At 70.3% G+C, this 22,235-nt stretch carries 19 protein-coding genes and 3 pseudogenes; 11 read left to right on the top strand and 11 right to left on the bottom strand.

Going from position 1 to position 22,235, the window contains the following annotated elements; translation table 11 throughout:
* Nucleotides 1-107 precede the first annotated feature (107 nt).
* Nucleotides 108-776: a TetR/AcrR family transcriptional regulator gene (locus ABZ877_RS09070; protein WP_361066761.1), complete on the bottom strand. Its 669-nt coding sequence runs from the start codon at nucleotides 774-776 to the stop codon at nucleotides 108-110.
* A gap of 64 nt (nucleotides 777-840) precedes the next feature.
* Between ABZ877_RS09070 and ABZ877_RS09075 the strand changes: the two genes are divergently transcribed.
* The gene (locus tag ABZ877_RS09075; protein ID WP_361066764.1) at nucleotides 841-2,364 is read left to right on the top strand and encodes a monooxygenase; all 1,524 of its coding nucleotides are present in this window, start codon (nucleotides 841-843) and stop codon (nucleotides 2,362-2,364) included.
* Nucleotides 2,365-2,548: 184 nt separating this feature from the next.
* On the opposite strand, the gene ABZ877_RS09080 is transcribed toward ABZ877_RS09075, so the two are convergent.
* A complete protein-coding gene (locus ABZ877_RS09080; RefSeq protein WP_361066928.1) occupies nucleotides 2,549-3,088 on the bottom strand; it encodes an XRE family transcriptional regulator in 540 nt (179 codons plus the stop codon).
* A gap of 84 nt (nucleotides 3,089-3,172) precedes the next feature.
* Here ABZ877_RS09080 and ABZ877_RS09085 point away from each other — a divergent pair, with 84 nt between their 5' ends.
* The 3 genes from ABZ877_RS09085 (at nucleotide 3,173) to ABZ877_RS09095 (ending at nucleotide 5,669) form a co-directional block, all read left to right on the top strand.
* Nucleotides 3,173-4,027 (top strand): methyltransferase domain-containing protein, encoded by an 855-nt coding sequence (locus ABZ877_RS09085; RefSeq protein WP_361066767.1) that lies wholly within the window; start codon nucleotides 3,173-3,175, stop codon nucleotides 4,025-4,027.
* Between the two features lie 146 nt (nucleotides 4,028-4,173).
* Nucleotides 4,174-4,599 carry an acyclic terpene utilization AtuA family protein gene (locus ABZ877_RS09090; protein WP_361066770.1) on the top strand — a complete coding sequence of 142 codons (426 nt, stop codon included), beginning with the start codon at nucleotides 4,174-4,176 and terminating at the stop codon, nucleotides 4,597-4,599.
* A complete protein-coding gene (locus ABZ877_RS09095) occupies nucleotides 4,527-5,669 on the top strand; it encodes a polysaccharide deacetylase family protein (RefSeq protein WP_361066773.1) in 1,143 nt (380 codons plus the stop codon). Before ABZ877_RS09090 ends, ABZ877_RS09095 begins: the two co-directional genes overlap by 73 nt.
* On the opposite strand, the gene ABZ877_RS09100 is transcribed toward ABZ877_RS09095, so the two are convergent.
* On the bottom strand, nucleotides 5,654-6,100 hold the full coding sequence (locus ABZ877_RS09100; protein ID WP_361066776.1) for a MarR family transcriptional regulator: 447 nt from the start codon (nucleotides 6,098-6,100) through the stop codon (nucleotides 5,654-5,656). The two genes, ABZ877_RS09095 and ABZ877_RS09100, sit on opposite strands and share 16 nt — an antisense overlap.
* Nucleotides 6,101-6,240: 140 nt before the next feature.
* Here ABZ877_RS09100 and ABZ877_RS09105 point away from each other — a divergent pair, with 140 nt between their 5' ends.
* Nucleotides 6,241-7,497, top strand: a complete 1,257-nt coding sequence (locus ABZ877_RS09105) for an alpha/beta hydrolase (protein ID WP_361066779.1) — start codon at nucleotides 6,241-6,243, stop codon at nucleotides 7,495-7,497.
* A gap of 385 nt (nucleotides 7,498-7,882) precedes the next feature.
* On the opposite strand, the pseudogene ABZ877_RS09110 reads toward ABZ877_RS09105, so the two are convergent.
* A pseudogene (locus ABZ877_RS09110) lies at nucleotides 7,883-8,203 on the bottom strand (cupin domain-containing protein); the annotation flags it as partial.
* A 391-nt stretch (nucleotides 8,204-8,594) separates the two neighbouring features.
* The gene (locus tag ABZ877_RS09115; protein WP_361066781.1) at nucleotides 8,595-9,536 is read right to left on the bottom strand and encodes an amidohydrolase family protein; all 942 of its coding nucleotides are present in this window, start codon (nucleotides 9,534-9,536) and stop codon (nucleotides 8,595-8,597) included.
* A gap of 51 nt (nucleotides 9,537-9,587) precedes the next feature.
* Between ABZ877_RS09115 and ABZ877_RS09120 the strand changes: the two genes are divergently transcribed.
* Both ABZ877_RS09120 and ABZ877_RS09125 read left to right on the top strand, forming a co-directional pair.
* Nucleotides 9,588-10,058, top strand: a complete 471-nt coding sequence (locus ABZ877_RS09120) for a MarR family transcriptional regulator (RefSeq protein WP_361066784.1) — start codon at nucleotides 9,588-9,590, stop codon at nucleotides 10,056-10,058.
* Nucleotides 10,059-10,181: 123 nt separating this feature from the next.
* Nucleotides 10,182-10,268, top strand: a pseudogene (locus tag ABZ877_RS09125) (IS5/IS1182 family transposase); the annotation flags it as partial.
* Nucleotides 10,269-10,517: 249 nt separating this feature from the next.
* Here the strand turns inward: ABZ877_RS09125 and ABZ877_RS09130 are convergent.
* From ABZ877_RS09130 to ABZ877_RS09140, 3 genes are all read right to left on the bottom strand, one after another.
* Nucleotides 10,518-11,417 carry an NADP-dependent oxidoreductase gene (locus tag ABZ877_RS09130; protein ID WP_361066787.1) on the bottom strand — a complete coding sequence of 300 codons (900 nt, stop codon included), beginning with the start codon at nucleotides 11,415-11,417 and terminating at the stop codon, nucleotides 10,518-10,520.
* Between the two features lie 96 nt (nucleotides 11,418-11,513).
* On the bottom strand, nucleotides 11,514-12,404 hold the full coding sequence (locus tag ABZ877_RS09135; RefSeq protein WP_361066790.1) for an NmrA/HSCARG family protein: 891 nt from the start codon (nucleotides 12,402-12,404) through the stop codon (nucleotides 11,514-11,516).
* Nucleotides 12,405-12,486: 82 nt separating this feature from the next.
* Nucleotides 12,487-12,927, bottom strand: coding sequence for a MarR family transcriptional regulator (locus tag ABZ877_RS09140; RefSeq protein WP_361066792.1), 441 nt, complete (start codon nucleotides 12,925-12,927; stop codon nucleotides 12,487-12,489).
* A 257-nt stretch (nucleotides 12,928-13,184) separates the two neighbouring features.
* On the opposite strand from ABZ877_RS09140, the pseudogene ABZ877_RS09145 reads away from it, so the two are divergent.
* Nucleotides 13,185-13,406: pseudogene (locus ABZ877_RS09145) on the top strand (transposase); the annotation flags it as partial.
* A gap of 1,244 nt (nucleotides 13,407-14,650) precedes the next feature.
* Here the strand turns inward: ABZ877_RS09145 and ABZ877_RS09150 are convergent.
* Nucleotides 14,651-15,997: an MFS transporter gene (locus ABZ877_RS09150; RefSeq protein WP_361066795.1), complete on the bottom strand. Its 1,347-nt coding sequence runs from the start codon at nucleotides 15,995-15,997 to the stop codon at nucleotides 14,651-14,653.
* A 117-nt stretch (nucleotides 15,998-16,114) separates the two neighbouring features.
* Between ABZ877_RS09150 and ABZ877_RS09155 the strand changes: the two genes are divergently transcribed.
* The 3 genes from ABZ877_RS09155 to ABZ877_RS09165 all read left to right on the top strand — a co-directional run bounded on the left by ABZ877_RS09155 (nucleotide 16,115) and on the right by ABZ877_RS09165 (nucleotide 19,073).
* On the top strand, nucleotides 16,115-17,284 hold the full coding sequence (locus tag ABZ877_RS09155) for a mandelate racemase/muconate lactonizing enzyme family protein (RefSeq protein ID WP_361066798.1): 1,170 nt from the start codon (nucleotides 16,115-16,117) through the stop codon (nucleotides 17,282-17,284).
* A gap of 2 nt (nucleotides 17,285-17,286) precedes the next feature.
* A complete protein-coding gene (locus ABZ877_RS09160; protein ID WP_361066801.1) occupies nucleotides 17,287-18,219 on the top strand; it encodes a dihydrodipicolinate synthase family protein in 933 nt (310 codons plus the stop codon).
* A 71-nt stretch (nucleotides 18,220-18,290) separates the two neighbouring features.
* Nucleotides 18,291-19,073, top strand: a complete 783-nt coding sequence (locus ABZ877_RS09165; RefSeq protein WP_361066804.1) for an IclR family transcriptional regulator — start codon at nucleotides 18,291-18,293, stop codon at nucleotides 19,071-19,073.
* A 799-nt stretch (nucleotides 19,074-19,872) separates the two neighbouring features.
* On the opposite strand, the gene lysA is transcribed toward ABZ877_RS09165, so the two are convergent.
* Entirely contained in the window at nucleotides 19,873-21,213 is a 1,341-nt protein-coding gene (lysA, locus tag ABZ877_RS09170) for a diaminopimelate decarboxylase (protein ID WP_361066807.1), read from the bottom strand.
* A 16-nt stretch (nucleotides 21,214-21,229) separates the two neighbouring features.
* The gene (locus tag ABZ877_RS09175) at nucleotides 21,230-21,637 is read right to left on the bottom strand and encodes an SAV_915 family protein (protein WP_361066809.1); all 408 of its coding nucleotides are present in this window, start codon (nucleotides 21,635-21,637) and stop codon (nucleotides 21,230-21,232) included.
* Nucleotides 21,638-22,235: the final 598 nt, after the last annotated feature.

Here is a 22,235-nt window from a genome sequence, read left to right on the forward strand (position 1 = left end):
GGCCTATCACCGCGTACGAGCCGCATCTGCTCCCGGACGAGCACCTGCCGGTCCGGACGCCCACACCCCGCAGGCAGACCGCGGCGGCGGGGGCAACGCCACCGGGCTCACCGCCGTACAGCACGCAGCCCGTCCAGGAGCAGTCGCAGCCCGAACTCGAAGTGTGCCGTGAAGTCCGTACTGGTGAGCACCGGCAGGGTGGCGGCCAGGTGCGGATACGTCCCTGACTCCAGCACCGCGTCGTGCAGGGCCCCCGCGTTGGCGGGCCCCCCGTCCTCCGGCCGGAGGGCGGCCTGTTCCTCCAGGGTGTGGCCGACGGTGAAGTGGGACACCGCGTAGAGCGCCCGCGCCGCCTCACCGTCGCTGAAGCCCGCCGTACGCAGCACCCCGATGAGACCGTCGGCGAAGCCCAGGGTGTTCGGGCCGGTCGAGTGCGTACCGGCGAAGACACGGGCACCGTCGCGATGGGCGAGCAGGGCCGTGCGCAGGGCGCGGGCCAGACGCGCCACCTCCTCGCTCCAGTCGCCGTCCCCGGCCGGGCCGGTGGCGTCGGCGACGCCGCCGACCATGTGCTCGGCCATGGCGGTGAGCAGGTCCTGTTTGGTCGCGAAGTAGCGGTACAGCGCACCGGCCTGGACGCCCATCGCGTCGGCGAGCCTGCGCATGGTCAGTGCGTCGAGCCCGGACTCGTTCAGCAGGTCGAGGGCGGTTTGGACGGTGCGGGCCTGGTTGAGCCGGGCGGGCCGACCCCTGGCCGGGCTTGACGGTGCGCTCATGGACCCCACTATAGTGAACATCGTTCACGTGAACACCGTTCACTAAATGGGGAGGTCATTTCCGATGAGCACCGACGTGATCGTCGCGGGCGCCGGCCCGACCGGGCTGATGCTCGCCTGCGAGCTGGCACTGGCGGGCGTACGGACCCGGGTCCTGGAACGCCGCACCGAACCGCAGCGCCATTCACGGGCACTGAGCCTGCATCCGCGCAGCGTGGAACTGATGGACCAGCGCGGACTGCTCGACCGGTTCCTCCCGCTCGGCCGGACCGTGCCGGGCTGGCACTTCGCGGGGTTGCCCACCCATCTGGACTTCGGCGCCCTCGACTCCCGGCACGGCTACACCCTCTTCCTGGCCCAGGCGCACACCGAGGCGATCCTTGAGAAGCGGGCACACGAGCTGGGGGTGGAGATCAGCCGGGGACACGAGATCCTCGGCGTGAGCCAGGACGGCGACGGGGTCGAGGTGGAGACCCGCGTCCCCGGCGGCGGCCCGGAGACCGTACGCGCCCAGTACGCGGTCGGGTGCGACGGCGGGCGCAGCCTCGTACGGCGGAGCGCGGGGATCGGCTTCCCCGGCACCGACGAGACCCTGACCGGGATACTCGGGGACTTCGCGGTCGTCGACCCACGACCCGGCGCCCTCGATGCGGCACGGGCCCGTGGCGTGATCGTCGCGCCGCTGGAGGGCGGGCTCACCCGGTTCGTCTGCCTGGACCCGGAGCGGATGCGGGTCCCGTCCCAAGAGCCCGTGACTTTGGAGGAGTTCCGTACGTCGCTCACCCGGATCACCGGCTCCGACTGCGGGGTCGCCGAGCCCGACTGGCTGTCGCGTTTCGGCAATGCCACGCGGCTGGCGGAGAGCTACCGCTCGGGACGGATCCTGCTGGCGGGCGACGCCGCCCACATCCACTTCCCCGCGGCGGGCCAGGGGCTCAACACCGGGCTCCAGGACGCCATGAACCTGGGGTGGAAGCTGGCCGCCGCGGTGCAGGGCTGGGCCCCGCCTGGACTGCTGGACAGTTACGACGCGGAGCGCTGGCCGGTCGGACGGGCGGTGACCGAGAACACCGAGGTCCAGACGCTGCTGGCGGAGCTGACGCTGATCTCGGGGTACCAGCGCCCGGCCGCGGCCCTGCGCTCGCTTTTCGACCAGCTGCTGGGCATCGCGGAGGTCAACCGCCGGCTCGCCGATCAGGTCTCCGCCCTCGGCATCCACTACCCGTCGGCGGACCCCGGCGCCGACCCGCTGGTGGGGCGGCGTATGCCCGACGTGGGACTGACCGCCGCCGGTTCGACGGCGACACGGGTCTACGAACTCCTCACCAAGGGCCGCTTCGTTCTGCTCGCCCTGGCGAAGGACCCCTCCCTGCGGGAGACCGTCGGCCCCGGCCGGGCCTCCCGCATCACGGCCGTATCCGTCGACAAGTACGACGAGCACGCCGACCTCGACGGGGTCACCGAGGTGCTCATACGCCCCGACGGTCACGTCGCGTGGGCCACCCGTACCGCCGACCACACCACACGCCGCGACGAGCGGGCCCAGGCACTCGCCGCCTGGGCGGGCACGCCCTCCTCGAGAAGCTGATCACGTCGGTGACTATCGGAGCGCAGCGCTCCTCCCGCACCAACGAGCGAAACCGTCAGTCAACAAGCGCACGACTGCGGGACCGGCCTCGCCCGGCCGGCCGTGGTCACCCTGCTGGCCCCGGCAGCCTCCGGGGCGAGTGCCGATGCTGTGGGGCCGCCGCTTGATCACCGGTCGGAGCGGGTCATCTCACGGGGAGATGGCTGCGTTCACCATGGTGGTCGAGAATGACCAAGACTTCAGCGGGTCCGCGGTCGCTGCGGACGGCGTGCGGGACCATGGTCGAGAACGAGGCGGCCTGACCGGCCTCGACGCGGATGACGCGTTCGCCGAGATACAGCACTACGGTGCCGGACAGCACGGTGAACCAATCCCTGCCGGGATGCACACCCAGGTCCTCGGGGGCGACGTTGCCCGCCTGCTCAGTGATGCGCATCTTGGCGACGGTCAGCCCCTGGGGGCCGTCGTCGTTGGTCAGGAGCCAGGAAGTCAGACCACGGGCCTCGTCCCGCGTGGGCCGGATGACCACATCGGAGTCATCCGGGGACGCCACCAGCTCGTCGAGGGACTTGCCCAGCGCCCCGGAGATGGCGGTGAGCTGATCCAGGCTGATCCGGCGGTGCCCGGTCTCGATCCGGCTGAGCTGCGACGGGCTGATGCCGGCACGCTCGGCCAGATTGTCCAGCGACCAGCCACGCGCTTTGCGCAGCGACCTGATGCGCATCCTGACAACGGCGTCCAGAGACGATTCTTGCTCCACAGGCAAGACCCTATGACACACCAGCCGTGATCGTCCTACCGTCTAGGCATGACCACACACCATGACACTCACGGCCAGATCGGGTACGAGCAGGCAGAGAATCCCGACCTCGCGCTGGCCAGACTGCTGGAACTCGACGGCGAAGTCCTGGCCCCTTACCTTGCGGAGCTGACCGGCCTGCTCGCCGCACTCGCCAGCCCGACTCCCACCCGGATCCTGGACCTGGGCAGCGGCCCCGGCACCGGCAGCCTCGCCCTGGCCCGCCAGTTCCCCTCGGCGCAGGTGACGGCGGTGGACATCTCCGCGCAGATGCTGCACCGCCTGCGCGAGCGGGCTCGCGCACAGGGGATCACCGGCCGGCTCAGCACCCTTGAGGCAGACATAGACGGGTCGTGGGCCGAGATCGGCGCGAGGGGGCCTTACGACCTGATCTGGGCCGCCTCATTCCTGCACCACGTCAGCGACCCCGCCCGCACCCTCGCCCGCGCCTTCGCGCAGTTGCGGCCCGGCGGACTCCTGGCCGTCACCGAAATGGACTTCTTCCCCCGGTATCTGCCCGAGGACCCCGGTGTCGGCCGGCCCGGCCTCGAAGCCCGCCTGCACGCCGCCACCAACACCCAACCCGACCACGAATGGACCGACCAGCTCCAAAAGGCCGGGTTCAGCGTCGAGAAGCGGCCCTTCGAGATCCGCCTCGACCACGCCCAGGCAGGACCATCCGTGAACCCCTACGCCCACGGATTCCTCACCAAACTGCACTCCCACGCCACCGGCCTGCTCGACACCGATGACCTCGCGGCCTGGGACATCCTGCTGGACCCATCACAGCCGAACAGCGTCGCCCGCCGTGACGACCTGCGCGTGCACACCACCCGCACCACCTGGATCGCCCGCCGCCCCTGACCCCTCACACGCCACCAAACCAACCCCCTCACCCAACTCCGCATCGCCGACCCCACACCGTCAGCACAGACGACCACGGCCATCTTCGGGCCGTTCGCGGGGCCGAAATCGACCGCGAGGTCTTCGCGCGCGGCCACACCGTCGCGATGATGGGCGTCGAGTCCATCCAGGAAGCCCTCCAAGACGGGTGTGAGGTCATCCTCGCCGGCCGCGCCAGCGACACCGCCCTGTTCGCCGCCCTCCCACACCTCAAGGGCGCCGACCCCGGCCCGATCTGGCACATGGCCAAGACCATCGAGTGCGGCGCCGCCTGCGCCATCCCGCCGTCGGCAGCGCCTTGTACCCGACATTCGGAAGGGTGGGAGTGCAATCCAGCAGCGATCCCGACCAACGCACCCCTCACCGACTGCGCCCTCGCACTCCCCCGGCCTTCTCCGAAGCCGCCACCAGGCAGCAACTCTCCCTCAAGGACAGGCTCCCGTCCGCCGATGGCGGTGGCATGGAAACGCATCCCGTCCTCGCCGCGCACTCTCTTGTGGCCCGCCGCCTGCTCCGGGTGGCCATCGGGCTGACCGCCGCCCTGTGGATGGTGGCACCCGGGCCCCCGGCGGCAGTCGCCGGGACGGCCGCGCCGCGCCCGGCAGTGGCTGCGGACCAAGAGGCTCTGCGGGCGTTGTTCGGATCGGAGAACCGCGTGATCCGCACGCGCGAGCCCGTGGTCGCGGTGACGTTCAACGCGGCATGGAACGACGCCGGCCTGCACCGCGTCCTCGGCGACCTCGCCTGCCAGCACGCGCCTGCCACGTTCTTCCTGACCGGTGACTTCGCCCACCGATACCCCGGGGCGGTGAGGAGGATCGTGACCGCGGGACACGGCCTGGGCAACCACTCCTACAGCCACCCCTACTTCAAGGACCTGACCGCGGCCGGGAGGCGCCGCGAAGTCCTGGCAGCGGACCGGGCCCTGCGCGCGGCCGGCGCGGGAGAGGCCCTGACCCCGTTCTTCCGGTTCCCCTACAGCGAGACCAACTTCGCGCAGATCAGGGAAGTCAACGGGCTGGGGTTCGCGGACATCGAATTCACCACCGACACCAACGGGTGGCAAGGCACCGAGGGCGGCATGACCGTGGACCGCGCGGTGCGCCGGGCGCTTCAGGCCCTGCGCCCGGGGGCGGTCCTGCAGATGCACGTCGGGGCATCCGAGGGCCGCACCGAGGTGATCGACGCTGAGGCTCTCCCCCGCATCCTCGACGCGATCACCGCCCGCGGCTACCGGGTCATCGACCTCCGTACCCTCCTCACCTCCCCCTCCGCCCCGGGCGAAGTCATCGACACTGCCAGACGGACCGGGCGCGGGCGGTACGCGGCGGTGACGCGCTCGGCGACGATGCCCTCGACGTCCTCCTCGGACAACTACTTCGATCTGCAAGGGCGGACCGAGCGGCTGGAGGACGTCCAGGAGCACTGCGCACCGCTCCAGGTACGAGCAGCCCCGAAGGCCCCGGCCCGCGGCGGCCGGACTGTCGAAATTGCCGAACGCGGCATACGCGGCGGGGTAGCGGCTGAACCGGTAGAGCCCCGGTCGGTCCGTCCGGTCCTCGACCACCACACACCACGGATACGCGCTCAGAGCTGGTCGTAGATGGCGGCGAGCTGCCGCAGGACGTCGGTCGCGGTGTTCAGGGCGGTGGCATCGTGGTGTGCGAGTGCGGCATCGAGGGCCTGGGTCAGGGCGGCTTGGCGTTCGCGGTGGCGGCTTCGGCCTGCGTCCGTGAGAGTGACCAGCACCGATCTCTTGTCGTCGGCGGGGCGTTCGCGGGTGACGTAACCGGCGGCGGCGAGGCCGTTGACCAGTTGGGTGGTGGCGGCGCCGGTGGTTTCGGTGGCGGCGGCGAGCCGGCCGGTCGGCAGCGGCCCCGCCTCGGCCAGCACGCGCAGGGCTCGGGCATGGGTGAGGGAGAGTGCGCCGGGGGTGCGGGTGGCGCGTCCGCGCAGGCGGGAGTCGGCGGCGCTGAGGCTGTAGGCGGCGCGGGCGAGTTGGTCGAGGGCCGCATCGCGGCTGGTGTCGGACACCAGTGCATCTCCGTGTCGCTGGTCGGTGGTCGGGTTGACACCACCCTACCCTAAGTACTTAATAAGTAAGTACTTAGGCGTAGCCGGATGGGACGTCTCCCGCCTCCTTCACCCGAACCGAAGACACGAGGTCACCTGTCATGACTGTTCGTTCGACCGGCCAGAGCTGGGCCCTGGACATCGCTCTTGCCCAGGGCGGCTTCGACGCCCTGCACCCCCAGGCCAAGGGCACCCTGGAGCAACTGGGCCACGACCACACCGACTTCGACAAGGTCTTCGACCTGGTCCAGAGCGGCGTGATGCTTCCCAAGGCCTGGGCCACCATCGCCGGGCAGGCCGAGGAGCGCGCCGGCCACCATGAGCGCGGCGGCTTCGTCCAGACCGCCGCCGACCTCTACGTGCGCGCCGCCGTGATGTGGGGCCGCGCGCAGTACTCGATCTTCGACGCCACCGACCCGCGCAAACTCGCCTTCCGCGAGCACGCCAACCACTGCGTCGAGCGCCTGGGTGCACTGCGCGACAACCGGGTGCGCCGCGTCGTCCTCGACTTCGAGGGCAAGCAGATCTTCGCCCTCCTCCACCTGCCCGCCGGCGAGGTCCGCAACGCCCCCGCGGTGATCCTCGGCCCCGGGATGGACATGATCAAGGAGGACTACATCTACGCGGCCGAGCGGTACTACACGTCGCGCGGCATCGTGGCCCTGTCCATCGAGGGCCCGGGCCAGGGCGAGAGCCGGGCCAACGGGCTGACCGTCGACCTCACCAACTACGAGCGCGCCATCAGCCGCTACATCGACCACCTGGCATCGCTGCCGGAGGTCGACGCGGCCCGGATCGCCATGTTCGGCATCTCCATGAGCGGCTACTGGGGCTCGCGCGCCGCCGCCAGCGATCCGCGCCTGGCCGCGCTGGCCGCCTTCGAGGCCGTCACCGGCGACTTCACCACCATCTTCGAGCGCGCCCAGCCCACCTTCAAGAACAACTACATGTACATGGCCGGCTATACCGACGAGGAGGCCTTCGACACCGAGCTGGTCGCCCGTATGCCGCTGGGTGACCTGGTCCAGGAGATTACCTGCCCAGTCCTCTACGGCATCGGTGAGTTCGACGAACTCACCGTGCTGGAGCAGGCCCTGGCCAGCTACGAGCGCGTCCGCGCACCCAAGGAGATACGTGTCTACGAGAACGAGTTCCATCCGCTGGGCGGTACCGCCGCCGAGGTCTTCCGTTTCGGCGCCGAGTGGACCGAACGCGCCCTGAACGGCGAGTTCGCCGAGCCCGGCCGCGACGTGCGCCACTACGTCCACAGCGACGGCCGCACCACTGACGGCACCGCGAACCCCACCTGGTGGCTCGGCACCACCCCCAGCCAGATCGCCGCCGCCGGCCAGGCATGACGCCAGGGCATCGATGACACCCACCAACAGGAGAGGGTGTCCGCGAACACCAGCCGCCCACCCTCTCCGCGTTTGGGGCCTTGAGGAAGCCGGGCCCACGGGCCCCGGTCGCATCCACCGGCTTCCGCCTGGGTGCACCGGCGCTCGGCACAGTCAGGCCTTCACCGTTTCCGGTGATCGCCGATGGCGGTCACCAAGGTCCGGCCTGCTCATCCCTCACCGCCGTAGACGCGGGGTCACCTGAGTTCATCGTGCACGCGGGAGAGCTGTGCAAGGACTGTTCAGATAGCTGATGGTGCCGACTTCCACGGCTGCACGGCTGCACGGCTGCACGGCTTGCCGCTCGCCGCCAGGGAGTCCCCAGTACGGAATGACCGCGAGACGATCAGGCGGGACGGGCCCTGAGGTGGGCCCGCTCGCCCTGCTTGCCGAAGATGATCAACAGCTCCACCGGCTGATCGCCTTCGGCACCTAGCCAGTGCGGAACCTGCGTGTCGAATTCTGCGACCTCACCCGGCGTGAGGAGCAGGAAGCTCTCGCCGAGGAGCAGGCGCAGCCGACCGTCCAGCACGTAGATCCACTCGTAGCCCTCATGAACCTGGAGCTCGGGCTGGTCACTGCCGGGACTTATGACGAGTTTGTGGGCGTGCAGTCCGCCAGGGCGACGGCTCAATGGCACATAGGTCATTCCGTCGCGGTTGACGGGCCCGCTGGCAGACCGGAGCCCCGCTCAACCAACCCGACCACACCACCTTCTACGGCGGTGACCATCGTGGATACACCGACTACCCGCCACTGAAGAGCCCGGGAGAGGACGGCAAACCCAGCACCGCTGCCAACTGACTCCCTGCGCCCGCCGGGCCATCCAGGGATCCGCTGCCTGCTCCACCTGCTGCGTGCCGTCGGCCTCGGTGCTGCGGGCGATACGGCGTTTGTGCTCGGAGCCCGCCTCAAGCGCACCGAAGTCGGTGCGTAGCATCGCCAACCACCTGCGCGCATGCGGGGCGCGTACGGTGGCGCGGGCCTCGGCCGGGGAGCGGCGCAGTCGCTGGTTCCGGCCGGCGAACTTGTGCTCCCACGTGCCGGGAAGCCCGGGCTCAGGCGGAGGCGAGCCGAGGGAAGAGCACTTCGGCGTTGCCCCGATTGACGGCCTCGAGTTCTCCAGGCGCCCAGTGGTCGTAAGCGTCGAGGCCCCGGTCGAACTGCGTGCCGAGCTCATCCCCGGCGAAGGGGAAGTCGCTGCCGTAGAGCACGTGTCCTGGCTCGGCGAAGGCCAGGAGGGCAGGCAGGGCGTACGGCGTGGATGACAAGGCGGTGTCGAAGTAGAACCGCTTGAGGTCGGCGAGGATCCCCTCCGGTGTCGTGCCTGGATTGAACTGGGCGGCGGCGGTGAACCGTGTGGCCGCGTAGGGCAGGAAGCCGCCGGCGTGGGAGAGGATCACCTTGATGTGCGGGAACCGGCTCATGACCCCGCCCACGGTCATGTGAACCGCCGTGCGCGTGGTGTCGAACGGGTAGTCGAGCACTGGACTGGGCAGGCCCGGCAGCCCGGGGATGGGCGGCTCGGTGGGGTGGACGAACACCACGGCGCGGCGGGCGTCGAGTTCCGCCCACAGCGGCTCGAAGTCCTTGTCGCCCAGGTAGCGGCCGTGCGCGTTGGACAACAGGACGACGCCGTCCGCGTGCAGTTCGTCCAGGGCGTAGGTGGCCTCGGCGACCGCCCCCTCGATGTCGGGGAGCGGGATCGAGGCGAACTGTCCGAAACGGTCCGGACGGTCCTTGACCAGCTCGGCGTGGTACTCGTTCACCTCTCGGGCAAGGCTGCGGGCCTCCCTGTCGTCCCCGAAATGGGTACCGGGGGCGCTGATGGACAGCACGCCGGTGGCGATGGAGCGGCGGTCCATCATGTCGAGCGCGGCTTGCGGGTCCCAGTCGGGGGTGGGCCATCCGCCGGCCGTGAGACCGCGCTCGTCCAGGACGCGCCGGTAGGTGGGCGGGATGAGGTGCTGGTGAACGTCGATGCGGGCCGTGGCTGCCATTTCGTTCGCCTCCTAATAGTGAGCACGCTAATCATTGATACGCTAGCACTTATGGAAACAGCAGATGCGCAAGGAGCGGGGAAAGGTGCCGAACGGGTCTCCGCGGAAGAGATGGGAAAGGCCGCGGACGCGCTGTTCTACGCCATGCGGGCCGCACGCTCCGCGAGCGCGGCGGGCGACGGGGGCCTTTCGCTGGCGCAGCTGGCGGTACTGGAGCCGCTGGCCGACGAGGGCGAGGTGCCGGTCGGGCGTCTGGCGCGGGCGGCCGGAGTGAGCGTGCCGACCGTCACCCGTATGGTCAAGCAGCTGGAAGCACGCGGCGTGGTGGTCCGGCGCCGGTCGTCGCAGGACGAGCGGCAGGTACTCGTCCGGCTCACGGCAAGCGGCGCTGCCTTGCTCGCGGACGTGGTCGCGCACCGCCGCGCTCGCCAAGCACGTGCCTACGAGGCGTTCACACCGGAGGAGCGAGCGCAGCTCGTTCGCCTCCTGCCCCGCCTGGCCGCGCTGATCGAACAGGGTTGACGGATCCGTGCCCTCGGCCGCGGGGCGGTATGGCGGGCCTTGGCGGCCGCGGGCGGATCACTGGCGAAGCCAGAGGCGGACCGCTGCGGGGGTGACGGTGCCGTGGAAGACGTAGACCCTTTGTTGATCTGGTCGCGGGCCGGAGTGTGGGACCGGCCGCATGAGGCAGTGCTGCACCGACTCGATGACTCCCGCCTCATCGACGTCTCGCCGTAGCCCTGTGCTACTACAAGAGACTTGTCCGCCTCACCGCACGGAACACCGTCTTGGTACTGCCACGGTGCTTGCCCGAACGAGCTGCGTGGTGCGAGCAGCGGGTGAAACTGCTGCTCGCCCGCGGTCTCGGCCACCTGCGGCGGGCAGGACCGGTGGAGGCGGACGAGCTGGGCGGGTTCGCCAGGGCCGTGGCGACTGGCCGGTGTGCTGCCGTCGCGCTTCCTCAGCCGACCGGGCGCTGAGCTACGGCCGCAGGACGAGCTTCCCGGTGGCGTGGCCGCTCGCGCTCAGCTCCTGCGCCTTCGCGGCGTCCGCCAACGGAAGGCTTTGCGCGATGCGCACCGTGAGCTTGCCGTCGGCTGCGAGGCGGGCGTACTCGCCGAGGCGGGAACCGAACGGGGCGCCGGGACCGGAGAAGGTGACGTCCAGCTCGGCGGCCTTCGGATCGGCGATGGTGATGATCCGGTCGGTGCCGCCGCGCAGGTCGATCGACACCTCCAGGTCGCCTGCCCCTGCGGCGTCGTACACGGCGTCGACGCCCTGGGGTGCGGCCTCGCGGACCCGGTCGGCGAGGCCGGCGCCGTAGGCGACCGGGATCGCACCCAGCGAGCGCAGGTAATCGTGGTTGCCGAGGGAGGCGGTGCCGATGACCGTGGCGCCGCGGGTGACCGCGAGCTGAACACCGACGGCGCCGGCCACACCCGCGGCTCCGTGCAGCAGGAGCGTGTCACCTTCCCCGACACCGAGGGCGTCGAGCACGCGGACCGAGGTCTCGACGGCGACGGGCAGTGCCGCGGCGAGGTCCCAGTCCAGGTCCGCGGGCTTCGGGCCGAAGTCGACGGCCAGCGCGTGCTCGGCGTATGCGCCGGTCACGGTCCAGCCCAGGATCTCGTCACCCACCGCGACGCCGGTCACGCCTTCCCCGACCTCGTCGACGACGCCGGCCGCCTCCACGCCGGGGATCACCGGGAACGGCGGGGCGATGTGCGGCCTCCACCCGTTGCGGATCTTGACGTCGAGCGGGTTGACCCCTGCCGCCACGACCTTCAGCCGCACCTGCCCGGGTCCGGCGTGCGGCTCGTCGACCTCTTCGAGACGGAGGACCTCCGGGCCGCCGAACTCGCTGTAGGTGATCGCCTTCATGTCCTGCTCCAGTGCTCGTCGCTCTAGGTGAAAGATCAACTTGGCCGGGACCGGTGGCGGCCGCATCAGCACTTCGACTCGTTCCGACTCGGAGGCTCAGGAACGGGCCACGTCAGCGGGCGCGGTCCAGCCGTTGGATCGGATCCACCCGGCCAGATCCAGGGTGTCCGGCTCGATCGAGCGCACCACCGTCAGGTCCGCAGGGTCTTCCGCCGCCTTCGCGAACTCGCGGAACATCGCCTTGTCGAGGTCGGTGGGGAGCACGCTCAACGGGAGGGCCTCGTACCGTGAAGGGAGCCCGGCGCGCGCGCCGAACGCCGCGGCGATCTGGGGGCCCGTCAGCTCGTCGCCGACGAGCTCGACCACTCCGCCGGGCGCCTCCGCGGTGCCGAGCAGGAGTGCGGCGGCGACCCGCCCGATGTCCCTGACCGAGATCATCTTCAGGGCGACGTCCTCCGGCAGCGGCAGCCTGAGCACGATCTCCCCGTGCTCCAGGCTCGGTGCCATCACGCTCGTGAAGTTCTCCATGAAGGCGGTCGCGCGCACCATCGAGGCCCTGAGGCCGGACTTTCTCAGGTGCTCCTCGATCGAGTGCTTCGAGTCGTGGTGCGGCACACCCGACTCCCGGTCCGCTCCGAGGACCGAGTTGAACACGACGTGCGGGACGCCCGCCTCGACCGCCGCGTCGACGAGCGCGGTACCGATGCGGATCTCCGTCTCGACCTCTTCGAGGCTGTTCGCCTCCGGGGTCATGAAGTAGAACCCCTCGACCGCCGCCAGCGCGGCGGCGAGCGACGCCGGGTCGTCGGTCCGGACGGCCGCCAGCTCGACGCCGCGGGCGGCCAGCGCGTGAGCCCGGTCGGACTGCGGGTCGCGGACCAGAGCCCGCACCCGCGCCTTGTAGTCCAGCAACGCGTCGACCACCGCCCCGCCCTGCTGTCCCGTCGCGCCGAAGACCGCGATCGTGCCGGTCGTCTGTGTACTCATCACTGCCACCCCTCAGTAGTTCACGGCGTGAACGAAATTAGTTCACGGCATGAACTACGTCAAGGTGCGGGGCGGCGTTACCTCACGGCGTGGTGGGCTGGTTCGAGGGGGGCGAAGTCAGGTCCGAGGCGTCCACGATCGCGGTGGCCACACGCTCGAAGTCGCGCTGGTCGTCGGCGTCGAGATTCCCCGCGATCTCGGGCAGGCGCTTGGCGATCTCGGCATAAAGGGCCTCGGCGAGCACCTTCCCCGTGGGCGTCGCACTGAGCATGATGACTCGTCGGTCCTGCTCCGAAGCTGCCCGGCCGACCAGCTCGCGCCGCGCGGTGCGGTCGACCAGTTGACTCAACGCGTTCTTGGTCATACCCAACGCCGCGGCGAGGTCAGCCATTTGCCGCGACTCGTTCCTGACCGCGCACAGCAGCGTTGCCTGCGAGGGGGTCAGGTCGAACTCGGCGCAGATCTGCGCGTACTTGCGTTGAATCACCACCGAGAGCCAGAAAAGCTTGTCGCCATAGTCCACGCCGGCCTCCCCGGTCCAATAAAGAACGATCAGTCTACCCGTCGCGTGCCGACAGACCACGCCACTCACCAGGAGATGCCCGCCCCTGCGAGAACGGCCTGGCACTCCTGCCCCGCCCGACTCTGTCCGACCAACCCGATCCCTTCACCCCTCGACGCCGCCTGACGGCAGGCAACCCGGCCGCCCACGAGCCGCACCTCGCCGCATCGCTGTCACCAGCCGCCCGCCGGAGCACACAACCCGTGCTTCTGACATACGCGCTGCTCTACGTGGACCACACCGGCATCGCCTGGCGTTACCTGCCGCACGACTTTCCGCACTGGCGCCCCCTACCGCTACTTCGCGGGCTGACAGGAGGACGGCGTCCTCAAGCAACTCGGCGGTCCGCTGCGGCGTCTGGTCCTGGAGGCCGAAGGTGACCCCGGCGAGCCGTCCGCCTGCGGATTGCCTCCCGGAGCGCCAAGACCTCCGCCAACGTGCGCCGAGCCGCCCAGGTCCGGTTTGTCGAAGCTCATGCCATGTCATGGCTGCGCTGTCCGTCCCGCCGCCAGCGCAGGTGAGCGACCGACCTGTCCGAGGTCGGTGGCGATGTCCTGGACCGTTCGCTCGGTGATCTCGCAGGCGGTGATCGCGCGCAACCACACCAGCGTGCTGCGCGACAGCCCGCAGCAGCCACGTGTGGTTGGTTGGTCAGGAAGGGCCACCGCCGGTTCAGCGCACCGGCAGTTCGTCCCACCAGTGCTTCGCCGCGAGGCGGGACGGGGCCTGCCAGTCCTGCTGATCGGCCGTCAGTGCCCTCCCTATAACGCCCGCGCAGACAGTGCGTGGCCGGGGTTGCACAGCAGGGTCTCCGTGATGCTGCGGCCGGTCGACTGGTCGCCCGCCACGGCGGTCTCACGCTGCCGCAGGAATCCTCTCCGCCCCGGGAACGGCGCTTCCAGTACGCGACGGTCAGCACACCCAGCAGCGGCCCCCACAAGGTCAGCGGCACGTAGCAGAGATGGAACTAGGCGGCTTCCCAGCCACCGGCTTGACTGGGGTAGTCAGCCGGAAGGTCGCCACCTTCGGATCGTGTGCCCTGACCTCGGAGGCGATGAACGCAAGGGGGAACAGGAGAGTGAGGCTCACGGCCCCGAGGGCGGCCAGGAGGAGGGCTGCCCTTTTCTGCACTCGTCGGCCGCGAAGCAACGGGATCCAGCTTGGGCACACCTCACCCCAGCGGGCGATCAGACCGATCGCGGCGGACGCGAGAACTTCGGACAGAACCGACAGGAAGACGACGTACGTCCGTTCACCGAGCCCGCGACCGTCACCGAACGCCTCCGGCAGGCGCCACATACTGGAAGACACACCGCCAGCGGGCTCGTGGGCCGCCCGCCATGCGACGCGTCCTGGAGCTGCTGCATTGGCGGTCCTTGGTGCGGATGAAGTGCTGCTCGGCCTGTGCGGTAACGAAGATCCCAGTCAGGAGAGCTCCGCCCGTCGCCCCGAGGGCCGAGGCGACTCCCCGTGACGGCCGACCCGGCAGTGCGATCGGCGTGGAGCGGAGGGCACTTCACGAGCGGTACGTGCACCGGTCCAGCACGGACCGCGTCGCCAGCGCATGCCGCTTGGCCACTCCCCCGCGGACGCTGCTGACGACGTGATCCGCAAGGCCGTCAGCCCGAGCGCCATCGTCGTCCTTGGCCCAGCCGCCGGCCGGACCACTTCGGCCTGCCAGGGTTCAGCCTGCGACGACCTTCTCGGCGCGCGGCCCCGCCGTCTCTCGTACCCCGAGAACGACGGTGATCAGCGTGAGCACCCCGGCCGTCATCAGATACCAGGACGGGGCGAGGTCGTTCCCCGTCGAGGTGACCAGCCAGGTGGCGATGTAGGGGGCGGTTCCGCCGAAGAGGCCGACGGAGATGTTGTACGGGATGGCGATGGCGCCGGTGCGGATCCGCGCGGGGAAGAGTTCGGCCATGCTGGCGTTGGCGGCGCCGTCGTAGGCGGCGATGGGAAGGCCCAGGATCACCATGGCGGCGACGGCGAGCGGCGCGTTGTCGAAGGACATGAGGAACAGGCACGGCCAGGCGAGCGCGATGAGTCCGATGGCGCCGCCGATCAGGAGGGGCTTGCGGCCGACGCGGTCGGAGAGCAGGCCCGCGCAGGGGATGAGGACGGCGACCGCGCCCATGCAGACGGTCGATGCGGCGAACGACGCGGTCTGGCTGAAGTGCATCGTGTCGCTGAGGTAGCTGACCATGAACGTCTGCAGGGTCCAGTGCGCCACGCCCTTGAGGACGATGACCCCGGCCAGGATCAGCATGGGGCGCCCGCTGGTGCGCAGGGTTTCCCGGAGCGGCGTCTTGGGTGTCTCGCCGGCCTCCTCCATGCGCCGGAACTCCGGTGTGTCGTCCAGCTTGAGCCGTAGGTAGAGACCGGCGAGGCCGAGCGGCAGGGCGATGAGGAAGGGGATGCGCCAGGCGTAGGACGCCATCTGGTCGTCGCCGAACGCGAGGGACAGGACGAGCGCCGCTCCGGCGCCGCACACGAAGGCGACGAAGCCGAGGGCGGCACCGTAACTCGTGTAGTAGCCGCGCCGGTTGCGTGGCGCGTACTCGAACAGCAGGCTCACCGCGCTGGAGGTCTCGCCGCCTGCGGCGAAGCCCTGGACGAGCCGTACGAGGACGAGCAGCAGGGGCGCGAGGGCGCCGACGGTGGCGTAGGTGGGCAGGACGCCGATCGCGAAGGTCGACAGTGATGTGATGAGGACGGTGAGGGCGAGGACCCGGTTGCGGCCGACGCGGTCGGCGAGCGGACCGAAGTAGAGGGCGCCGACCGGGCGGATCGCGAAGCCCACGGCGAAGATCGCGAAGGTGGACAGCAGCGCGGAGGCGCGGTCGCCGTCCGCGAAGAAGTTGCCCGCGATGACGGACGACAGCGTGCCGTAGATGCCGATGTCGAACCACTCGACGAAGTTGCCGATGCTTCCGGCGATCAGCACGCGGCGCGAGGGCGTGGTGGCGGTGGCGCCGGCGTCCGAGCCGGCAGGCGTGGCGGGCTGCTGGCCGACGTGTTGAGAGCACATGGCCACGATATTAACGATGGTTGCTCTATTTACAAGACGTATGCAGAATGTGGATCACATCGTCAATCGAGAACGTGCATTGCTTCCACCGGTGCAGACATCCTGAGAGGACCTCGCATGGCCCGCATCACCTACGTACGCACCCACGTGCTCAAACTCAGGGGCGAGCGCGCCTATCTCGGGCGCCTGGAGGACGGCGCCGAGCTGACCCCGGAGCACGGGTACGTCGTGCGCGAGCCCTGGCGCAGCCTGTACTCGGGCCGCTTCGAGACCCTGCTCGTGGAGATCGGCACCAACGACGGCTGCACCGGCTGGGGCGAAGCCCTCGCGCCCGTCGGCCCCGAGATCCCAGCCGCCGTCGTCGACCGCCTCCTCGCCGACCAGCTCCTCGGACAGGACCCGACACGCGTACGCCCGCTGTGGCACCGCATGCGGGAGCTGATGCGCGAACGCGGGCACTTGACCGGGCACCAGGCGGACGCCATGGCGGCCGTCGACATCGCCCTGTGGGACCTGCACGGCCGGCTCACCGGACTGTCCGTCGCCGAACTGCTCGGCGGCGCCCACCGCGACCACGTACCGGCGTACGTGTCCGGACTGCCGGAGCCGACCGACGAACTGCGTGCCCGTCTCGCCGTCTCCTACGCCGAACAGGGCGCCACCATGGTCAAACTGGCTCTCGGCAAGGGCATCGAGGCCGACCTGGCCACGTATGACGCCGTCGCCGGGGCTGCTCCGGGCCTGCGGATCGCCGTCGACGCTCATTGGGCCTACCGCATCGGTGAGGCACTGACGCTCGGCGCCGAACTCGACCGCCGCGGCGCCCTCTTCTTCGAGGCGCCGCTCGCGCCCGAGGACATCGAGGGTCACCGCGAACTCGCCGCACGGATCAACACCCCGGTCGCGGTCGGGGAGGCGATGCGCAACCGCTACGAATTCGCCGAGTGGCTCGGCCGCCGCGCGCTGCGCCTGGCCCAGCCCGACGTGGCCCGCACCGGCATCACCGAGGCCACCACCATCGGCGAACTCGCCTCCGCCGCCCACACCCCGATCGCCTGCCACCACTCGGTCGGCCTGGGGGTCGCGCTGGCAGCGGGCATCCATGTCAGCGCCGCCACGCAGGACTGTCCGTTCTTCGAGTTCCAGGCCGACTCGCTGCCGGTCGCCCAGAGCATCCTGCGCACGCCCATCGAGGCCACCCCGGCCGGTTACACCCTGCCGACAGGGCCGGGGCTCGGCATCGAGGTGGACGCCGACGCCATCCGCGAACTCTCCCAGGAGCACTGACAATGACCACGATCACGCCCACGACCACGCTGTCCCGCACGCAGGCTCTGCCCCGCGGCCTCATGCCGATCCTCGCCACCCCCTTCACCGACTCCGGGGAACTGGACGTCCCCTCCCTGCGCTCCCTGATCGAGTTCCAGCTCGCGAGCGGTGTCGACGGGCTCGCCGTGTTCGGCATGGCCAGCGAGGGCTTCGCCCTCACCGAGCCCGAGCGCGCCACGATCCTGTGCACCGTGCGGGAGGTGGCCGGGCCCGAACTGCCCGTCGTCGCCGGGGTCAACGGCACCAGCACCATTACCTCGTGCGAGTTGGCCCGGCGCGCGGTCGACGGCGGCGCCGACCACCTGATGGTGCTGCCACCGTTCTTGACCAAGCCGTCCCCGCCCCAGGTCGTGGAGTTCTTCGCCGAGGTGGCAGACGCGACGGACGCGTCCGTGATGATCCAGGACGCGCCGGGGGTGACCGGCGTTGCGTTGTCGGTCGAGCAGATCGCCCAGCTCGCCGCCGAGCCGCGCATCACCTCCGTCAAGGTCGAGGTGCCCGCGCCGCCGGTGAAGATGGCCGCCGTCGCCGCGGCTACGGGGGCGGGCTTCGCTGTCCTCGGCGGCCAGAACGCCCAGTTCCTGCTCGACGAGCACGCCAACGGCTCCGTCGGCACGATGCCGGCCTGCGAGTTCTCGGATGTGCTACGGGACGTCCTCGACGCGCTCGACGCTGGTGAGCGGGTCCGGGGCCGGGAGCTGTACCGCACCCTTCAGCCGCTCATCCAGCTCGGGGTCCGCCAGGGCCAGGCGTGGGCCGTGCACAAGGAGGTCCTGGTCCGGCGCGGCATCATCGCCTCGCCGACGGTACGGTTGCCCGCCGCGCCCCTCGACCCGGTCACCCGAGCCGCGCTGGAAGAGATCCTCGGCGAACTGGCGCTGCCGCCGCACTGACGGCGCGTGTCCGAAGCCCGGGAAACCGGACGGACCGACACCGCAGCAGCCCGGCATATAGGATGCACTATATGGATGCCTCATCTCGGAGTGCTGGTCCCGGCACGCAGACCGTGGAGCGCGCGCTCTCGCTGCTCACCTACTTCACCGACGAGCAGCCCGAGCGCCGCATCGCCGAACTCGTCGAACTGACCGGGCTCGGCCAGTCGACCGTCTCGCGTCTCGTGGGCGCGCTCGAATCCCTCGGCTACCTGGCGCGCGACGAACGCAGCGGCCTGCACCGGCTGGGCCCCCGCCTCGTCGGCCTGGCCGGTATCGCACTCAACCAGTCACCCGTCCACCGGGCCGCCCGCCAGATCGCCCAGAACCTGGCGCACGAGACGGGGCTCGGCACCAACGTCGCCGAACGCCACGACGACCAGATGTTCTACCTGTGCCACTTCGAGGGGCCCCGTGCTCCGCGCTCGTTCACGCTCACGGGTCGGCTCGCCCCGCTGCACTCCACTGCCATGGGCAAGGCGCTGCTGAGCGGCATGAAGGACGACGAGGTCGAAGCGCTGCTCGGCCATGCCTACCCGGCCTACACCAAGCACACGATCACCGACTTCGACACCCTCATCGCTTCCCTCGACGAGGTACGCCGCCGCGGTTACGCCACGGAGATCGAGGAACTGGCCCTGGGCCGCGCCTGTCTGGCGGTCCCGGTCCGCGACCGCTCCGGCGAGGTCGTCGCCGCGCTGTCCGTGTCCGGCTCCCTGTCCGCGATGGACCTCGCCCACCGCGAGGAAGAACTCGGCGGCCGCGTCATCGAACAGGCCGACCAGGTCTCGACGGGGCTCGGGTATCTGCACTGAGGGTCTATTTAGTGTCCATCCAGCCGGTTCAGGACCAGGGGCAGGTGCCCGCTGCTCGACGGCGGCCGGGTCATCGTCGTCTGGCCGGCTTGGTGCGCACTAACGTCGCGGACTCCATCACGCCAGACGTGATGGCGCGTGCCATCGCCTTCGCGATCGAACAGCCCGACAGTGTCGGCATGGGGAACGGGGAACATCGTCGTGCGCTCCCGCCCATGCCTGAGCCGCCCGGCCGCTGTCGGCTCCCAGAGCCCCCGGCACGGCACCCATCGCCGCCAGCGCGCGGGGCTGGTCCCTATAGATGCCGGTGCCGGTCGCTCGACTCCGCGGTCAGTGCCCGAGGCAGAGCAGGACTTCCCGGATTCGCCCCGGCCGCCGGCGCCAAAGCGACCTGGCCCCTCCGCCGGCCGTTGGCCATTTCCGGGCGGCGGGTGCGAGAAGCCCAGGTCTGTGTAGCCTCGGCTCTGCGTTGCGGCAGCTTCGTGACAGTGGCGCGGAACGTGAAGACCGTGGCGGTGCCGGTCACCTCGATGACCCACAAACCGCCGCGCACATGACCGGCGCTTCACCGGGACGTGTGGCACCGAGGCGTCCGGCGCCAGGCCCGTAGCGATCACGTACGGCCTGCAGGTAGTCCCGACGTCGAACGCCATACCGCGTTGAACATAAGTCGCACGGCTGCCCTCCACCGCCCGTCGACCGCGCAATCGGCTATGCCCGACAACGTCCGTCCCATCGGACCCGACGTGCATGTCCTGCGGCGCCTGCAGTCGCCCGGAGGTGGGCCAGGAGGCCGCGCCTACAGGCCCACGTCGCGACTGCGGAGGTCCTCCATGGACTCGCGGCGTACGAGGAGACGGGCGCTGCCGTCGCGCACGGCGACCACTGGCGGGCGGCCGACCATGTTGTAACCAGAGGCCATCGACAGGTGGTACGCCCCGGCGACGGGCACGGCGATCAGGTCACCCGCGCGTACGTCGTCGGGCAGTAGGACGTCCGCGGCGACCACGTCACCCGCCTCGCAGTGCCGACCGACCACGGTGACCGGCGCGAGCGTCGCACTGCCGCGCCGCCCGACCAGGCGGGGCGCGTACCGCACCCCGTACAGGGCGGGCCTGGGGTTGTCGCTCATACCGCCGTCGACGGCGACGAAGGTGAGGCCGCAGGTGTGCTTGACGGACACGACGTGGTAGAGCGCTGTTCCGGCGGGCCCGGCGATGGCCCGGCCTGGCTCGATGATCAGACGCGGCACGGTGAGCCCGGCTGCCGCGCACGCCTCCGCCAGTTCGGCGCGGACCTTGCGGGCCAGGCGGGTGACGTCCATGGCCTGCTCGCCGGGGCGGTAGGCGACGCCGTGGCCGCCGCCGAGATCCATCTCCCGGAGTGTGACGCCGTGATGTTCGCGCAGTCGTGCCATCAGGCCCACCATGCGCCGCACCGCGGACAGATAGGGCTTGACGTCGGTGATCTGCGAACCCAAGTGGCAATGCAGGCCGGTCAAGTCGAGTTGAGGCTGGTCGAGGATGCGGGCGATGGCGTGTTGGGCGTAGCCGTCGGTGATGGATAGGCCGAACTTCTGGTCCTCGGTTCCGGTGCGGATCTTCCCGTGGCCGCCCGCGCTGATCCCGGGCACTATGCGGACCATCACCTTCTGACGGCCGCCGGGCCCGACCGCGGCGGCGATGCGGGCTATCTCCGAGGGACTGTCGATGACGATGCGGCCGACGCCGTACCGCAAGGCGTTCTTCAGGTCGAGCGGTGTCTTGACGTTGCCGTGCAGGACGATCCGGTCGGCCGGGAACCCGGCGGCGATGGCCACTTCGAGCTCGCCGGCGGAGCAGACATCGAGGCCGAGCCCTTCCGCTTCGACCCAGCGGGCCATGGCCCGGCACAAGAACGCCTTGGCGGCGTAGTGGACTTCGGCCTCCGGGAAGGCCTGTCGGTAGGTGCGGCAACGGCTGCGCACCTCGCCCTCGTCGAGGACGTACACCGGGGTGCCGAAGCGGCCCGCGATCTCGGCAAGCGAGACCTGGCCGACCGTGAGGTCCCCGGGGCGGGGCTCCGCCGTGGAGGCAGGCCACACCGAGAGCTCATCGACGGCTGAAGCGCCGGTGACGGACGGTTCGTGAACGGTGGTCATCGTGGCGTCGTCCCCCTCAGCCGATCACGTACGACACGGCGGTGGCCAGGGCAGCGGTCGCGGTCACCCGTGGCGCGCCGATCACCTGCGGGTCCCGGCCGCCACGGCGGTGCGCCCGGCTCCTTTCGGCGAAGGCCGGAGTGGGGGCCGTCAGTTGAGGATCCACCGTGACGGTGGTGACGCCGAGCGGCGCGGTCATCGCGCGCAGGGCGGGCTCGGCCAGCCGGATCCACGACTGTGCGGGGCCGAGCGCGACAACAAGAGCACGTTCGGAGGAGAAACCGACGGCGGTACGGTCACCGAGCGGGGTACGGAACATACGGGCGGCGTGCCCGAGGGGCCCCGACCGGACGGGAACGTACAAGGGTCCGGCCGGGATCCGTTCGGAAGGTTCCGAGTCCTCGCCGCTCAAGGGTTCTGTCATGGGGTTGCCTCCAGGATGATCCGGTTCGTACGCAACGTTCCGAGACGGGGTGGCACGGCGCCCGGCACGTACGGTCGCTCAGATGTACAGATGACGGGACCCCGACCGCGGGACGGCCGGGAACCCTCCGGTGACGCTATGCCCACCTGCCCGGATCCCCCGCCCGTCCTGACGGGACGCTGACGTGGAGCGCGGTGATGCTGACGCGATGGTGACGGACCCTGCCGTGCCCGGAGGGGCGGTCGACGTCGGCGGTGCGCCAGGAAGCACCCATCGACATGCCTGGGCAAAGCGCCCGTGGCTGAGACTGCCGAGCGGCTGCACGATCTCGCGGTTGTGGGCACCGGGCACCGCAGCCGACCGCGTCGCGCGCCGCACCCGTCGGTGAGCCGCTGCTGTCTCGTCCGTGCCGGCTGCCAGGCCGTCGAGCTGGCGGCGATGCGCCGTGGTATCGCCGCCGCACCGCCGCCCGGGCGCAAGCTCGTGCACAGCACGACTGCACATCGGCACGGCCGAGCGCAGTGCGAACTCGAATGACCGCAGGCAGGTTTACGCGCTATCAGGGAACGTAGCAGTGTGTCACGCGGCGCCACGACCG

The organism is Streptomyces sp. NPDC046939 (genome assembly GCF_040644575.1).
In the GTDB taxonomy this organism is placed as follows: Bacteria; Actinomycetota; Actinomycetes; order Streptomycetales; family Streptomycetaceae; genus Streptomyces.